Source organism: Ruegeria sp. YKSF131 (genome assembly GCF_059612645.1).
In genome coordinates this window covers 17,303-33,108 of sequence record NZ_JBXWQZ010000055.1, presented here as the reverse complement: position 1 = coordinate 33,108, position 15,806 = coordinate 17,303, and the positions used below count along the sequence as shown (strand labels likewise).

The 15,806-nt window shown below is 59.7% G+C and carries 13 protein-coding genes and 1 pseudogene; 4 read left to right on the top strand and 10 right to left on the bottom strand.

Going from position 1 to position 15,806, the window contains the following annotated elements; translation table 11 throughout:
- The 6 genes and pseudogenes from glyA to AC2FLZ_RS17115 form a co-directional block, all read right to left on the bottom strand.
- Positions 1-134: pseudogene (glyA, locus tag AC2FLZ_RS17140) on the bottom strand (serine hydroxymethyltransferase); the annotation flags it as partial.
- 22 nt (positions 135-156) lie between these two features.
- A complete protein-coding gene (locus AC2FLZ_RS17135; protein WP_496882475.1) occupies positions 157-2,787 on the bottom strand; it encodes a phosphoenolpyruvate carboxylase in 2,631 nt (876 codons plus the stop codon).
- Positions 2,787-3,758 carry a 2-hydroxyacid dehydrogenase gene (locus AC2FLZ_RS17130; protein WP_496882474.1) on the bottom strand — a complete coding sequence of 324 codons (972 nt, stop codon included), beginning with the start codon at positions 3,756-3,758 and terminating at the stop codon, positions 2,787-2,789. Before AC2FLZ_RS17130 ends, AC2FLZ_RS17135 begins: the two co-directional genes overlap by 1 nt.
- A complete protein-coding gene (sucD, locus tag AC2FLZ_RS17125; protein WP_480607526.1) occupies positions 3,758-4,645 on the bottom strand; it encodes a succinate--CoA ligase subunit alpha in 888 nt (295 codons plus the stop codon). The genes AC2FLZ_RS17130 and sucD overlap by 1 nt, the downstream gene beginning before the upstream one ends.
- The gene (locus AC2FLZ_RS17120) at positions 4,642-5,841 is read right to left on the bottom strand and encodes a malate--CoA ligase subunit beta (protein WP_480521298.1); all 1,200 of its coding nucleotides are present in this window, start codon (positions 5,839-5,841) and stop codon (positions 4,642-4,644) included. The genes sucD and AC2FLZ_RS17120 overlap by 4 nt, the downstream gene beginning before the upstream one ends.
- A 15-nt stretch (positions 5,842-5,856) precedes the next feature.
- Complete coding sequence (locus AC2FLZ_RS17115; RefSeq protein WP_496882473.1) at positions 5,857-7,098, bottom strand: pyridoxal-phosphate-dependent aminotransferase family protein; 1,242 nt, start codon at positions 7,096-7,098, stop codon at positions 5,857-5,859.
- Positions 7,099-7,318: 220 nt separating this feature from the next.
- On the opposite strand from AC2FLZ_RS17115, the gene AC2FLZ_RS17110 reads away from it, so the two are divergent.
- From AC2FLZ_RS17110 to AC2FLZ_RS17095, 4 genes are all read left to right on the top strand, one after another.
- Positions 7,319-7,948, top strand: coding sequence for a response regulator transcription factor (locus AC2FLZ_RS17110; protein ID WP_480496195.1), 630 nt, complete (start codon positions 7,319-7,321; stop codon positions 7,946-7,948).
- A 245-nt stretch (positions 7,949-8,193) separates the two neighbouring features.
- A complete protein-coding gene (locus tag AC2FLZ_RS17105; RefSeq protein WP_496882472.1) occupies positions 8,194-11,907 on the top strand; it encodes a hypothetical protein in 3,714 nt (1,237 codons plus the stop codon).
- Complete coding sequence (locus AC2FLZ_RS17100; RefSeq protein ID WP_496882471.1) at positions 11,900-12,898, top strand: hypothetical protein; 999 nt, start codon at positions 11,900-11,902, stop codon at positions 12,896-12,898. The genes AC2FLZ_RS17105 and AC2FLZ_RS17100 overlap by 8 nt, the downstream gene beginning before the upstream one ends.
- 76 nt (positions 12,899-12,974) lie before the next feature.
- Positions 12,975-13,190 carry a hypothetical protein gene (locus AC2FLZ_RS17095; RefSeq protein ID WP_480477457.1) on the top strand — a complete coding sequence of 72 codons (216 nt, stop codon included), beginning with the start codon at positions 12,975-12,977 and terminating at the stop codon, positions 13,188-13,190.
- A 16-nt stretch (positions 13,191-13,206) separates the two neighbouring features.
- Here the strand turns inward: AC2FLZ_RS17095 and AC2FLZ_RS17090 are convergent, their stop codons facing one another.
- Genes AC2FLZ_RS17090 through cbiM form a run of 4 tightly spaced genes read right to left on the bottom strand, consistent with a single transcriptional unit; the run spans position 13,207 to position 15,804 of the window.
- On the bottom strand, positions 13,207-13,857 hold the full coding sequence (locus AC2FLZ_RS17090) for an energy-coupling factor ABC transporter ATP-binding protein (protein WP_496882470.1): 651 nt from the start codon (positions 13,855-13,857) through the stop codon (positions 13,207-13,209).
- A complete protein-coding gene (cbiQ, locus tag AC2FLZ_RS17085) occupies positions 13,854-14,633 on the bottom strand; it encodes a cobalt ECF transporter T component CbiQ (RefSeq protein ID WP_496882469.1) in 780 nt (259 codons plus the stop codon). The genes AC2FLZ_RS17090 and cbiQ overlap by 4 nt, the downstream gene beginning before the upstream one ends.
- Positions 14,633-15,196 carry a NikL family nickel/cobalt ECF transporter subunit gene (locus AC2FLZ_RS17080; protein ID WP_496821743.1) on the bottom strand — a complete coding sequence of 188 codons (564 nt, stop codon included), beginning with the start codon at positions 15,194-15,196 and terminating at the stop codon, positions 14,633-14,635. The genes cbiQ and AC2FLZ_RS17080 overlap by 1 nt, the downstream gene beginning before the upstream one ends.
- Complete coding sequence (gene cbiM / locus AC2FLZ_RS17075) at positions 15,193-15,804, bottom strand: cobalt transporter CbiM (RefSeq protein WP_480496183.1); 612 nt, start codon at positions 15,802-15,804, stop codon at positions 15,193-15,195. The genes AC2FLZ_RS17080 and cbiM overlap by 4 nt, the downstream gene beginning before the upstream one ends.
- Positions 15,805-15,806 lie beyond the last annotated feature (2 nt).

Genomic DNA, 15,806 nt, shown 5'->3' with positions numbered 1-15,806 from the left:
ATGTTCTCGGACGCAATCAGCTCGATCTCGTCGCGCTGACGACCCAGCTCAGACCGGATCGAGCCAAAAAGCTCAGGATCGCGGTCCGACAAGGACTGGGTGAAAAATCCGTTTGTTCGATGCGGGGCGTTCACAGTTTTGATCTCCTGAAAATGGTTAGCCGGTCCAGCCAAGACCAGCGGAAATGGCGTTCATGGATTGCAGCAGGGGCACGGGAACTGACCCTGCCTGCGGTTCGTTGCGGGCGTGTTGCAGCAGTTCGACCTGAAGAGCATGAATGCGGGCCAATTCGGCCTGTTTGCGGTCAAACCTCTCGCAAAGGCGGGGAAAGCGATGGCCGATGACCTGACCACCTGTCAGAAACCGGGTCGCTTTGCAGGCACTATCGTATTCCGCCTTGATTACCTGCGATACACGTTGGCGGATCTCGATATCAGAGACCAATTCGCCATACTGCGCTGCGATTTCCATATCCGCCTGATAGAGCGATTTTTCCATCTCATCGACGGCGAGGCGGAACAGGCGGGAGTGTCGAAACATGTCGTGCAACACGTCATCACCGCGCGCGCCGCGAAACTTGCGAAAACTGGCCATGGCGGTGCCGAACCCGTACCAACCAGTGATCAGGTGGCGGTTCTGCGACCACGCAAAGACCCATGGAATGGCCCGCAGGTCGTCCAGACTGGCCGCGCCGAACCGACGGGTCGGACGGGACCCCATTTTCAGGCGGGCAAGTTCTTGGACAGGGCTAGCCTGCTGGAAATAGTCCAGAAAACCCGGCATCTGCAAAAGCGAGACATAAGCTGTCTGTGACAACTCTGACAAAGCATCCAATGCGTCATCGAATTCAGGCCGTGAAGGCGCCTCGTCAGGGGTCGCCGTATGGCGCATCGTGCTTGACAGCAACAACTCCAGATGCGCCGCAGCCGTGCCCCGGTTGGCATATTTGGCCGAAACCACCTCGCCCTGTTCGGTCACGCGCAACCGCCCGGCAACTGTTCCGCTGGGTTGCGCGGCGATGGCGCGCCCGGTCGGTGCACCGCCCCGGCTGACCGAGCCACCGCGACCATGGAAAAACGTGGCCTTGAAACCTTGCGAGGCCAGCGCCGAGACGATCCGGCGTTGGGCGCGCTCCAACTCCCATGTTGAGCAGAAATAGCCTCCGTCCTTGCCGCTGTCCGAATATCCCAGCATCACCTCGATTACTCGACCGTCGGTTTTGAGGCTGCGACGGGCAAGCGGAACTGCCAGAACGTCCAGCAGGATTGATGGGGCATTTCGCAAATCGGCAATTGTCTCGAACAATGGGACTACCGAAAGATCAAGAGTTTCAGACCCAAACCCGGCATAGCGGGCCAATAGGTAGATGCCGAGAATGTCGTCGGCCGAACGGGTCATGGACAGGATGAAGGGTCCTATTGCCTTGGGGTCCGGTCCCGATCGCACACCATGGACCAGAGCCAGAAGAGCAAGCAGTTCCCGCGCCTGATCGCTTAACGCGTCGCGGTTTTGACAGGGCAGGTTCTGATCGGCCAGTTCGGTTCGCAAGCGGGCAGACCATTCGACCGTGCCGTAAACCGGCACCTGTCCGTTATGCGACCAGATTTCGGCCAGAACGTCGGTTGTGACGGTTGAATTCTGGCGGATGTCCAGCGTTGTGGTCCGGAACCCGAAAACCGAAGCGGCCCGGCGCAACGGACGGATGTGCTGCCGCGCCAGAATATCCGCGTTGACCGCACATAAAGCGGTATCAAGCGTGTCGAGATCGCCCACGAATTGCGAGATGTGATCATATCCGCTGTTTGTCAGCCGATAACGAATGGCATTGAGTGCTTGCCGGAATGGTTCGTTCCGATTGCGGCCATCGACCGGAGCCCGGTCGACTATCGCTTGTACTTGCGTCCTGACAGGTTCAGGTAAAGGCAATATCAGCGCGCTGATGCTCAACCTTTTTGCGGCACGCTCAAGAGCTTGACGATAAAGGTCCAGAACTGTTTCGCGTCCGCGTTTCAGCGCCAATGCGGTTATCTCGGTCGTGACATTCGGGTTGCCATCCCGGTCGCCACCGATCCAGCTGTGAAAGCGGATATCAGGAGTTTCACTCGGCGTACGTCCCAGCACTTGCAGGCAGGCCTGATCGAATCGGCCCATAACCTGCGGGACAGCATCAAAGATTGCATCGCGGAAGAACTGAAACCCCCATTCGATCTCGTCGTGCAGGCTTGGGCGCGACAGGCGAAGTTCGCCTGTCAGCCACAAGAGATCAATCTCTCCCTCCAGACCATTCAGCAATTCGGCGTGTTCGGTCGGCGTCCAGCGTTGTGTTTCAAGACTGACGAGGTTGCGGTAGATACGCCGGTGAATTTCCAGAACCGTAACCCGCTTGGCTTCGGTCGGGTGCGCGGTCAGAGTGGGACCGGTACACAGGTCAGCGGTCAGCTTTTCAACCTGGCTATAGGTCAGGGACAAGTCTGTCAGGGCTTCGGCAAAACCGCCTTCTACCGCTTCTGCGCCGTTTTGGGTTTCGGTCAGTCGACGGTCCCGAACTTCGGCGTTTTCATCGATGATGCACAAGAGTTGGAACCAGATCGAAAGGGCCTGCAAATACGGCGTTGCCTCGGGTCCCGTGGGAATGGGTTGCAGCGGCGTGACCTCGGCCCATGCCGCAACATGTGGCGCCCGTTTCAGCAATATGTTCCGCCACAACGCCCGCAATTCCGAGCGCAACCCTTCGGCATAGCTCGAAGGGTTGGGGGTGGGCTGAATATTCGGGGCCAGCGCTTGCATCAGATCACGCGGTCCCGGGGTTCTCGGCCTTCAAAGAAATCACTCAGGTTATCGAGAACCCGAAACCCCATCGCCTCGCGCGCTTCGCGGGTGGCGCTGCCCAGATGTGGCAGCATCACGAGGTTGTCGCATTGCAGCAGGTCCGGGCTGATACGGGGTTCACCATCGAACACGTCCAGCGCGGCCCCGCCGATCATCTCGAACATCAGGGCCTGGATCAGCGCCCATTCGTCGATCACCTCACCGCGCGCGGTGTTGATCAGAAAGGCGTCGGGCTTCATCAGGCCCAGCCTGCGCGCGTTGATCAGATGCCGATTGTCAGCCCCGCCGGGACAATGCAGCGAGACGAAGTCGCATTGCGGCAGCAAGTCGTCAATCGAGGCCACCTGCGTTGCATTGCACCTGGCCAGCACATCCGGCGCTATCTGACTGCGGTTGTAGACGAGGATGTCCATGCCAAAGCCATGATGCGCACGGCGGGCCATCTCTTGCCCGATGCGGCCATAGCCGATAATGCCCAGCGTTTTGCCGCTGACCTTGGTTCCAACCAGATGCGTGGGCCGCCATCCGGTCCAGGTGCCGGACCGCAGCTCGCGTTCACCTTCGCCAGCGCGCCGCGCCACCATCAGCAGCAGGGTCATGGCGATATCGGCGGTGCATTCGGACAGAACATCGGGCGTGTTGGTCACGGTCATGCCCAGCTCACGCGCCGAAGGTTCGCAGATGTGGCTGTATCCGACACCGTAATTGGCCAGTATTTTGGTCTGCGCACCAGGGACGTCCATTGCTTCGGCGCTCAGTGTGTCCGTTACAGTTGGCAGCACCGCGTCATATGTTTTCAAGGCTTGCCGAATTTCGGCCGGGGGCATGGGTTTGTCCCCGGTGTTCAGAACAGCGTTGTAATTCTCGGCCAGCTGCGCCTCGACGGCGGCAGGCCAGCGACGGGTCACAAGAACCGAGGGTTTGACCATCACGCGGCTTCCATCACACGGGCAATTGTTTCACCGATCACAGCGGGGTTTTCGGCAACGGTCACCCCGGCGGCGGACAGGATCTCGACCTTCTCGCTGGCGCTTTCGCCAAAGGCCGAGATGATCGCACCCGCGTGGCCCATCGTGCGGCCTTTCGGGGCGGTCAGACCCGCGACATAGGCAATCACCGGTTTGGTGATGTGGTCGCGGATGTATTCCGCTGCTTCAGCTTCCTGCGGGCCACCGATCTCGCCGATCATGGCGATGACATGGGTGTCCTCGTCCTCTTCGAAGCGCTTAAGGATGTCCTTGAAGGATGACCCGTTGATCGGGTCGCCACCAATCCCGACACTGGTCGAGACACCGATGCCGCGTTCTTTCAGTTGCGCCGCAGCCTCATAGCCCAGCGTGCCCGAGCGGCCGATGATGCCGACATGGCCGGGCAGATAGATGTGGCCCGGCATGATGCCCAGCAGCGCCTTGCCTGGGGAAATCGTACCGGCACAGTTCGGCCCGGTCAGCACCATGCGCTTATCTTTCGGATAGCGGTACATGTACCGCTTCACCCGGATCATGTCCTGCGCCGGAATCCCGTCGGTGATGCAGACACAATAGCGGATACCGGCATCTGCGGCTTCCATGATTGAATCAGCCGCAAATGGCGGGGGCACGAAAACAAGGCTGGCATCCGCGCCGGTCGCCTCGACAGCCTGTTTAACGGTGTCAAAGACCGGAACACCCTCGACGGTTTCCCCACCTTTGCCGGGTACGACGCCGCCCACGACATTGGTGCCATAGTTCAACATGTCCTTGGTATGAAACCGAGCCATGCGGCCGGTAATGCCCTGCACGATGACGCGCGAGTCACGGTCGAGAAGAATGCTCATTTCACAGCCCTCATCTTGGTGCCTTGAGTAAGGTCGTTTTTCCATGCGCCAACAGCGCGTTCTGCCGCCTCCATCAGCGTTGAGGCGCGAATGATCGGCAGGCCGGATTTGGCCAGAATCTTCTGGCCCTCTTCGACATTTGTCCCAGCCAGCCGCACGACGACGGGCAGGTCGAGGTCAAGTTCCCGCAGGGCCTGAACGACGCCTTCGGCCACCCAGTCGCAGCGGTTGATACCGGCGAAGATGTTGACCAGAATGGCCTGAACATTGTCGTCCGACAGGACCAGACGAAATGCCTTGGCCACACGTTCGGGCGAAGCCCCGCCCCCGATGTCGAGGAAGTTTGCAGGCTCGCCACCGGCCAGCTTGATCGTGTCCATCGTGGCCATCGCCAGACCGGCACCGTTGACGATGCAGCCGATATTTCCGTCCAGCCCGACATAAGACAGTCCGCGGTCGGCCGCGCGGCTTTCGCGCGGGTCTTCCTGGCTTTTGTCACGCAGTTCAGAGATTTGTGGATGGCGGAACAGGGCGTTGTCGTCAAAGCTCATCTTGGCATCAAGCGCCAGTACCCGGTCGTCACCCGTGATGACCAACGGATTGATCTCGACCATTGTCGCGTCAAGCTCGCTAAAAGCGGCATAGCAGCCCTGTAGCGTACGCACCATTTGCTGGATCAGCCTGGGCTCAAGCCCTAGGTTGAATGCGATCTCGCGCGCCTGAAATTCCTGAAGCCCAACCGCCGGTTCCACGATGGAGCGGACGATACTTTCCGGGCGGTCAGCCGAGATATCCTCGATCTCCATCCCGCCCTCGGACGAGGCCACGATCATCACCCTTTGGCTTGACCGATCGAGGACTAAACCCAAATAAATCTCGCGGTCAATCGGCACCGCGGCTTCGACATAGACGCGATAGATGCCTTTGCCTTCGGGGCCGGTCTGATGCGTGACCAGCTTGCGACCAAACAGATCATCGCAGGCCTGATAGATTTCGTTCTCGGTGTTGCACAGCTTGACCCCTCCGGCCTTGCCGCGACCGCCTGCATGGACCTGCGCCTTGACGATCCATTTGTCACCGCCCAGCTCACGCGCCCGATAGGCCGCTTGCTCCGGACTGTAGGCCAGTGCGCCGGATGGTATGGCGACACCGAAATTCGAAAGAATTTCCTTTGCCTGATATTCGTGAATATCCATCTGATCCGCTCCTGTTTATGCAGCGATTGAGGTGCCGTAACGGCTTTCCAGCAGGTCTTCGATTGCGTCTTGATTGACCGTTCCGCCCAGTTCTCGGATGGCTTCGGCGAACAGACGCACAATCCGGCTGACGGCCTCGCGGTTCAATTGGTTGAGGATGCCGATGCGCACCTGCACGGGTTCGCTGAGGGTCGGCCAGATGCCAAACCCGCGCGCACGGCAGTTCTGGACCAGCTCCATCTCGCGGCCAGCCAGTTCCGGGGGCAGGTTCAGCACAATCAGGCTGGGCATGTCGGAGGTGACCTCGCAGCCCATTTCGGTAACAGCGTCGCGCAGAACCTTCTCGTGCGTCTTGTACGACGCGGACCGATTGGCCAGACTTTCCTGAAGGGTCAGGCGCAGGGATTCATGGAAGGCCGCAACGGCGTAGCCCGAATGGGTGCGGTGATAGGTGCCCTTTTCAACATCTTGCCCATCAACAATGCCCCAATGGCGGGCCTCAAAGATGGGATTGTGCACATAGGTATAGGCACCGGTGGTTCTGAGTGACGCGATATAGGCGTCGGTAAAGCTGACAGGGGCGTAGGTCAGCGGCAGGCAGCATAGACCTTTCTGCGGGCAGGACGCCCATCCGGCGATGCCCGGAAAATCGTCTATCGAGAAGTCATCGACGCCCAGAGACGACACCGCATCGATCAGACCCATCGCGCCATGACGTTCGCACGCGTCGGAAAATCCGCGCAGGTCATTGATGCGACCCGATCCGGTTTCCCAATGCGCCATGAAAGCCCATTTCGGTTTGTGCTGCGCCAGCGTCGCCTCGACTAGATCACCGGTGACCGGCTGGCCGTGCGGAACCTCGATCACGGTGACGCTGGCGGCCTGAGGTGCCATCGGGTTGGCTGCATGTTCTTCGGGCGTCGCCGCCTTGATCCGCAGGGTCAGCGCGTCGATCCCCGAGAATGTCCCATTGGCAAAAGCAACGACCTTATCGCCAGGCATGACAGCCGAAAACATGGTGTCCAGGGCGCTCCAACCGGTGCCGGCAACAGCAAAGGTATAGGCGTTTTGGGTGCCCCAGATTTTCCGCAGCATGTGCTTGCATTCGACCATCCCCCTAAGGACGTCCCCCTGCATGTGATCGGCAACGCCTGCATTGGCAAAGGCCTTGAGGACGCGGGCATCCGTGTTACCCGGCCCCGGCCCCGCAGCGAGGGTTTGGGGGATTTCGAGCGGAGGGAAAATCTGAAAAGTCATGGTCTGGCATCCTCGGCTGTTGGCCGGGCATTGCGGCCCGTCGTGTCAAGTTACCGAGCAGGAAACGCGAGCTTGCCTTATGACGCAACGTAACTTACTACTGCTTTTGGATGGCCAATAGGATGGGGCAATACCTACCCGTTTTGGTAAAAATACGAAGGTATACAAAGAAACACCCTATTCTTATGGGTAGTTTTTTCCGAATTCGGGGCAAAATCATATGGTTGAGACACCGAGCAAACCCATCGACATCATGCTGGCGGACGGCAACCCGCTGGTTCTGTCGGCCATGTCCGAGATATTCGAGCGGGACCCCCGATTCTCGCTGATGGCCACGTCAGCAACGGCCGAAGGGTTTCTGGGAACGGTGATGCGGGTTCCCGTTCAGGTCGGTGTCGTCGACTGGACGCTTCCGGTTTTAGGCGCTGCCAAACTGATCGAAGTTCTGCGCGATCAGCCCAACGCCCCGCGCTTTGTCGTTTATGGCGACACTGGCGGCGATGTCCCGCGATTGGCGATGCAGGCGGGTGCGGCTGGATTTGCCGCTCGCACGGGCGAGGTTGAGGGCCTGCTGGAAACCTGCGCCAAAGTCGCGGCGGGTAAGATGGTGTTCCCGTTCGTAGATATCCGGAAAATGCAACAGGACCCGATCCAGAGCCTATCGCGTAAAGAACGCGCAATTCTGGAGGCGCTGGCGCAGGGAATGTCGAACCGGGATTTGTCAAAGGAACTTCAGATTTCGACCAACACGGTCAAGTTCCACCTGTCCAACATCTACGAAAAGCTGAGTGTCAAAAACCGCACGCAGGCCATTGCGTATTTCTATTCCTCTCAGCAGTCGCGAAACTAGACCAAAGGCGATCTGGGTGCCGGTGTTTCCCGACAGGTTTTTCCTCTGGCCCTGACCAATACTGGATACCGTCAGCGGCAAGAGACACTACGCTTGTCCTGAGCGCTTTGCCGCGCGTTGCAGCGGGTACAACCCTGCGTTGCTTCCGCGAATCCCCCAGACATGTTACCTTGGGTCACCTTTAATGATTTGACTTATTTTTCTGACATCTCGTTTTTTCAGCTCTTTCTCGAGAGGTGACGTTCATGTCCGACTCCAGCAGTGAGCCCCCGCGCATAACACTGTCCTTACCTAATCTTCGGCCAAGCCCATCGATATCAGCGGAAATTTCCGGCACTGTCGCGGCTGGTGCGCACAGCGTTGAGGATCAGAAGCGGGTTGAGGCGGAAAAGCTCAAGGCATTGCGCCGTGGCGTCGGAATTGAGCTGTCCTCAGAAGTGATCAACGATCTGGTCGACCGGCGCGTCCAGTCGACTGGTGCGGTTTTTCGTCAGCTTGCAACCATTCGCGAAGATCTGGCCGGAGGCTTTCTGGGGGCGGTCGTTCCCACCCTCGCCCCGAAATTGCGGGGGGAACTGATCAACCCTGACGGGACCCCTGCCGAACGCGTGATCGTCGAGGTCCTGCGCCCCACCTTTACCGCCAATGAAGGGATCGACAACGCAGATTTTTCGTGGGCTGTCAAAGCCGCCGTCACGGACGCGCGTGGTCTTTTTTCTGTTGATCTGCCTAATCTCCGCCTGCCGCAGACCGGCCTGCGGTTACGGATCAGGGGTCAGAACACCACCCTGACAGAAGCCGTGCCACGCGTTGACGCGCTGGACGGCGAAATGGGTCTTGTGGTGCTGGATCGCACTGTCCTGCCTTTGCAGCGTTCGATCGTCGGTGAGCTGGCCGATATCTTGCCGGTGGATCCCGAGGATGCCGAAGAAAACATATCAGATTTCACCGGTACACAGGCCCCTATCGTGCTGGGCGAGGGCGATTGCGCGTCGGAGTACCGAACCGAAGGCGGCACGGTTTCACGGCGGCGCTATTCGGTTCTGTACCGGCTGATTGATCCCCTCGTCGGGCCCAAGAATATCGTTCGAACGCGCCCCATAGGTGGGGGCCGCTTTGTGACGACTATCCCGGGCACAGCCTTTGCTCAGGCCAATCTGTCAGCCGAAGCGCTTCTGGCGGCGTTTAACAATGACGGGGGTGATTGGGATTTTCGAGACCGGATTCCGATTGACGAACCCATTGATATCGAAGACTTCTTTGAAGACCTTGAGGAACGGCCGCAGGATGTGCCCAAAGCGTCGAGCCTTGCGCTTGGCTATATTGCCAAGATGCGGTCGACTGCTGTTCACGCTGGCATGTCTTTGGGTCGGTTGGTCTATTCCCTGCCGCTTGCCCCCGGAGAAGAGCAGCGGATTGTCGTGTCGGAACAGCGCGAAACATTGAGCGTACGTGAACGAGAGAGCCTGACCTTTGAAGAGCAACAGGAATTCGAAGAAGCCCGCGACACGTCCTTTGACAGTACGTTTGAAACTGCGCTGGATGAGGTGATTCAGGGTACATCCTCGTTTTCGACGCGCGCTTTTTCAAAGAGCTTCGGGGGCGCAGGTGGCGTTGGTGGCGGCCTGTTCGGAGGCATCGGGGCCATAGTCGGCGGCGTGGGCTTCAGCGGCGCACGGTCCAGTTCGAATTCTTCCGGCAATTCGTCCAACACGCAGAACACATCGCGCGATTTTCTGTCCGACACGCATGAGACATTCTCTGCCGCGCTTGAACGGGCGGCTTCGGTCAAGCGCAACTCGGCACGGACCAGTGTGCGCACTGCAACTGCGACGGATCGGCGAACGGCCACAACGAAATTCGTGGCCAACCGCAATCATTGCCACGCAATGACCATGCAATGGTTCGAAGTCCTGCGCGACTTTTCCTTGGAAACGCGTATCGAGGGCGTGCAGTTGGTGGTCTTTGTGCCGATGCAACTCATCCGCTTCCGCCGTCTGGGGCAAGGTGACCAGTTGCCGGGCAATGTCACCCGGTCCGGATTGCTGAGCCGGTACAAGGTCATCCTGCGCCATGCAGAAGTGTTCCGGCGCGTGTTCCGAAACCGCCGCAGATTCCGCAGCGCCCTGAAGCTTCTGGAAGAGTTTTATGCGGACAAGGACGCAACACCGCAGAACGCGCCCGGTGTCGCACAGGACATCGTCAGTTTCGAGGCGCAGGGCACGTTCATGCCCAATGATGACATTTCAGCCGTAATCTTCACGCAGGATGGCGACCGGGTCGGACCTGTGCCGCTGACCGGATCGCCGATAGACATCGACAACCTGCATGACCTGCCAGCGGAAACCCGCGAGAACCTGCTTGTCCGGCTGGCTGATGCGCGGCGTGACCCGACCAAGCGCCGGACCTATACCGGGTCTGTGGCTTTGCCCCGTTCGGTCGAGCGGTCGGATATCGCCCGTGTCGAGCTGCGCAGGCGGACGGGCTCGTTTGCCTATTCGTTCTACACTGGTCCGGATCCCATCAACATTTTCAACATCTGGGAACATCTGGCCAATCTGGAAGATGCCGACGATCTGGACCGGGCCACCCGCAATATCAACCGCAGCCTTCGCACCACGATCTCGGGCTCGGACTTTGACGATCTGGTGGGTCCGCCCATGGTCAGCGAGTTCGAGGCGCGTATGAATGAAAACGCCCAGACAGTTGTTGATGACAACACGTTCCAGGCGTTGCCTGCCACCCTGCCCTATTCCGTGCAGGAGGTGCCGGACGTTCTGTCACGCCGGGATCTGCGCCGCATCGAAGAGATGTACCAGCATGTTGTGGCCAACACCGTTCGCTATTCCCGCGTGATCTGGGCCAGCATGACGGACGAAGAACGTGCGATCCTGCTGGAACGCTTCACCATCGGGGTACCGGAAGGCGGGCTGGACGATGCCTCAAGCGAGATATCGCTGCTCAGCACCGTCCAGAACAAGGTGTTGGGGTTCTATGGCAATGCCATGATCATGCCCTTCTCGATCCCGCCCGATCTGGCCGACCGGATGGAGATGCGGACCGGTGATATTCAGGACAGTCTGCTGGCCTTCCACCGCGAGGATTTCCGGCCACCGCGCCGCACGATTTCACTGCCGACCAGAGGATTGCTGGGCGAGGCCGTTCTGGGCCGCTGCAATTCCTGCGAGATGATCGACCACCGCCGCTTCTGGAACTGGCAGGACAGCCCGACACCGCCGCCGGTTGGCGACGCGCCGGTCCTGCCTGCTGACAGTGACGCCATCTTTGGTACACGTGCGCCGTCAGACCTGCCGAACAACCAGCCTTCGAACACGCTGACCATTGCAGGGGGCGACATTGGCACCGGCCAGGCTGTGCCCACGTCGCAACTGGCCGAAATCCTCAAGGCTGCGCCCGATCTTGCGCGGGCGGGAACCGATCTTACGGGCCTGAAGGAACTGCAAGCCCAGCTTGCGCTTGAAACGCAATCGGTTGCTGCGGGGCGAGACAAGGCCATCGACACGGCAACGGATCTGACGAAAGAACTGGTTGGAAAGGCCACAGAACTTGCGGGTAAAGGTCAGGAAATCGCTGCCGCCCGCAAAGAGGAAGAGGCCAAGAAAGCCGCCGCTGACAAAAAGGCGTTCGATGCCAGCAACGCCGCCAAGATCAAGGGGTTTGAGGATGTCGCCAAGAACGCCTCGGGTGTCGCCGCATTGATTGGCGGACAGGCAGACGGCAACCGGGCAGCCTTTACGCAAAACCTGTTCAAGGATTTCCCCGGCGGGGCTGCGGCTTTGGCCAACCCGTCCAACACACTGCTTCTGGCCAAGCTTTTCGGGGCCTTTACTAAGGCGAACGCGGATGCCGATGACGGCAGCGCGACCAAGGCTGGCAGCCAGTCGGTGCTGGATTTCCTCAATGGCCTGAACGCCCCTGCGGAGGACGACAATGAGTGACACGAGCACAAATGTGACGGACAAACCGGGAATTGATGAAAGCCTTGCCGAGGCGATCATCAACATTCTTGAAACGACCAACTCTCCGGCGATCCAGCGCGCCCGTGAGGTGATTGCCCATAGGCTGGCCATTGCGGGCGATATTGCCCCTTCGCGCATCCCTGCGCCGCGCAACATCACCGAGATCGGCGGCTATATCAATCTGCTGAGCGAGTATGGTGAGGCCGAACAGCGCGCTCGCATGATCGCGGCCGCTTTGGGTATCGCGGGACCGCAGATTTCGCTGCCGCAACCGGGTGCCGTTCCGCCGATGTCTTTCATCACCCGCGACGGTGCAAGGCCCGTTGGTCCGCAGCAGGCCAGTTTCCCGCTGAGCTATACGATCCGCAGTGATTTCGTTCCGGCCTTCGACAATGCGTTGCAGGAGATCGCGATACGTGGCGGTGCGGTGCCGATCCTGACACCTGTCAGGGTCCTTCCGGCCGCCGGATCAGGCCCCGTGACCGACGGCATCGCACAGCTGGCTTTGATCGGTCGAACCCTCAGCCTGGCACCGACCGCGGCGCTGCATGCCGTGGCCACCGACCCCCTGTCGCTCAGCCGTCCGACTGCTGGCGGCGGGTTCGAGGTTCTGGCACGGGTCATCAACGCCGCCGCCCCGATTGCCGGGACCATCGCGGCGGCAGACTGGACAAGCTGGGAATGCGATGCTGCTGCCTGTTCCGAGGTTGACAGCAACGATGCGCGCTTTGCCCTTTCACCGATCCTGAATGCGGCCGGTTGGCACCAGGCGGCTGATCCCGGCAATCCCACCAGCCTGTCCGATCCCGGCAGCTGGGCCGCGTGGCAAAACATCACCGGGCTTGTACCCGGCGTCACGCGGTTCGCGGATGAGCTGCAATTGCTGTACCCTGCCGAGATGCTCATCACCTCGCCGGTCTTCAATCAATTGGACAATGTCTGGACGGGAAGCGCATTCGCCGCGCCATAGGACCCCCTCTGCATCCGCAACAAAGTGATTTGGCGGCACTTGGCTTTTGGAGTTACGCTTGAACAGGAGGGGTGCCATGCGAAACCCGGAACGTTTCGAAAAATTCTACTTTGCCAAAGTTGGCATGGGCGAAGCCTGCGGTTGCGCCGAGCGCATCATCGACGTTTTCGAGTTCAACCGAAAAGGTGGCGCGCAGTCGAAACACCCGGTGAAACAGGACCGTCGCAGACGCCTATCGTTTCGCGCATGGGCAGTCAGATATGGGCTTATGAGCCGAAAGCGGAACAGCTGAACACGTATTGGTCCTGTCAGACAGCAACCAGTTTTCCGTCTCGCAAATCCAGCGCATCCGGTGCCAGTTCGGCGCGGAAGGCCGGGGAATGGCTGACAAGAAGGATCGCTTGCGGCAATGCCCGGAGGATTTCCAGCAGCCGGGCCTTGTTCCGTGGGTCCAGCGCGTTGGTGGGTTCATCAAGCAGCAGAACCTCGGGCTCCATCGCCAGAACGGTCGCCAGCGTAACCAGCCGTTTTTCACCCCCTGACAAATTGTGGGTGATGCGGTTCTTCAGATGCATCAGGTCCAGATCACCCAACACGCTTTCAACGATGGCAAGTGCTTCGTCGCGTGTTCTGCCCAGGTTGAGCGGGCCAAAGGCGATATCCTCGGCGACGGTCGGGCAGAACAACTGATCATCCGCATCCTGAAACACAAGGCCCACCCGGCGGCGCACGTCGTGAAAATCAGCCTCATGCACCCTTTGCTGACCAAAGATCCTGACCGTGCCGGACTGTGCGCGCTGCAAGCCAAGCGTAATGCGCAGCAAGGTCGATTTTCCTGCCCCGTTCGGGCCCGTCAGCGACAGGCGTTGACCAGCGGACAGGCTGAGGCTGGCACCGTCAAGAACGGGTGGCTGACCGGCGTAGGCAAAGCGGATTTCTTCAAGCGCAATCAGTGTCATGCCAAATCCAGTATGATCAGACCCGCGCAAAGAGCACCAAGACCTGCGGCAAAAACGATGTCCCTTCGGGTCAGGGTAAAGTCCTGAAGCAACAGCATACGGCCTGAAAAACCCCGGCATCTCATCGCATCAAGAATGCGTTCGGATCTTTCGATCGCGCGCACCAGCATCATGCCCACGAGATAGCCAAAGCTGCGATAGGTGTGCCAGTTTGTTGCCGGGCGAAAGCCGCGCACTTTCATGGCCGCGCGCAGGCGCAGGTATTCTTCCCGCAGAACCTCGATATATCGGATGGTGAACATCAAAAGGTGAACCAGCTTTTCGGGGCAGCGCAGGCGGTGCAGGGCGTGGCCAAGCGTGACCGGCTCCATCGTGCCGACCAGCACCATAAGGGACAGGATGACCGCGTTGGCCGTCAAGGCGATCTCGACCGCTTTCCAGAAGCCCTGCCAGCTTGCGGGAAACCCCCAGAGCGTAAACATCGGGTCGCCGGGCATGGAGAATGGCAACAACACCAGCATGAACAGGATGAACCCGTCCATCATGGCCATGCGTTTCAATGTCTTCCGCCAGGGCAGACGCGACGCGGCAAGAAGCGAAAGGGACACCGCCAGAGCCGCGCACAGCGCTGTCAGCGAGGACACCGCCACTGTCACCACCGCGAAGACAACCGCCATAACGATCCGCATCCTAGGATCAAGCGGGTTGATCGCGCCGCGCCGCTGCGCGCCCGCTTTGACCAGCGTGCTTTCCTGTTGTCCCAGAACATGCGCCATCAGGCCGCCAGCTTGCGGCGTGCCGCAAAGTAAAAGCCCAGACCAAACAGACCGACGATATATCCGATCCCACCCAGAACAGTTTGCAGATCATTTTGTTCGCGGTAAGCCGCGATCTCGCGTCGTAGCGGGCGCAGCTCATCACGAACAGCCCTGGCAATGACCTGTTGTTGTTCATCGCTGAGCACCGCCGCTGTCTGGGCAGGTGCGTTTGTTGGCGGGGTATCAGGTTCCGCTTCAACGCCCATGATCCGGGCGACATCCGCAGCGGGCATGGTAACCTCGGCCACATGCCCGGCACCAAGGATTGCAAAGAAAGTATGGGCCACCGGCGCGTTTGGCGTGTAGATAAAGAACCCGTCTGCATCTGTTACGATACGGCCCAGCTCGGCTCCGTCCGGGCCGTTGACGATGACCTCGGTATCGCTTGCCATGTCGCCGTTGGAAAAGCCGATTTCGCCTTCGATGGCGTCACCGGATTCAAACACTCCGGCTATGACCTTATGCGCCAAGGCAGGTAGGGGTGCACAGCACAGCGCCAGAATGATTGCCAGATACCTCATGCGACCGCTCGTTTGACAAACAGCTCGGGCTTGACCTTGCGCGCCAGCAAAACCGCGAACCCGGTCAGGATCGCCTCAATCGCCATGACAGGAATATGTGCAAAGAAAACAAGCTTGGCCGCAGGCAGGAAGGCATCCCCGGACAAGGCCAGTGAAAACGCAACCATGCCGGTTGTGGCGGCAATGGCAAAGGCACCGCCAACCCCGCCCCATATCGCACCTTGCAGAGGTGAGCCGTGGGCGATCAGGCGGCTAAAGATCAGTCCGGCCAGAACCGCGGGCAACGCGATGTTCAGGGTGTTGATCCCCAATACCGTCAACCCGCCAAAGCCAAAGAAGACGGCTTGCAGCAAAAGCCCGACGAACAGGGCCGGGAATGCGGCCCACCCCAGCAAAAGCCCGGCCATACCGTTGAGGATCAGGTGCACCGACGACGGACCAATAGGAACATGGATCAGCGATGCCACGAAAAAGCTGGCTGACAGCACCCCCGCAGTGGGGATGCGATCAAGATCCAGCGACCTGAGGCCCATGGCAATTCCACCCGCCGCAGCGACGGCGCCGCCGATCACAACCGGGTTGGACAAGGCTCCGTCAACGATATGCATCT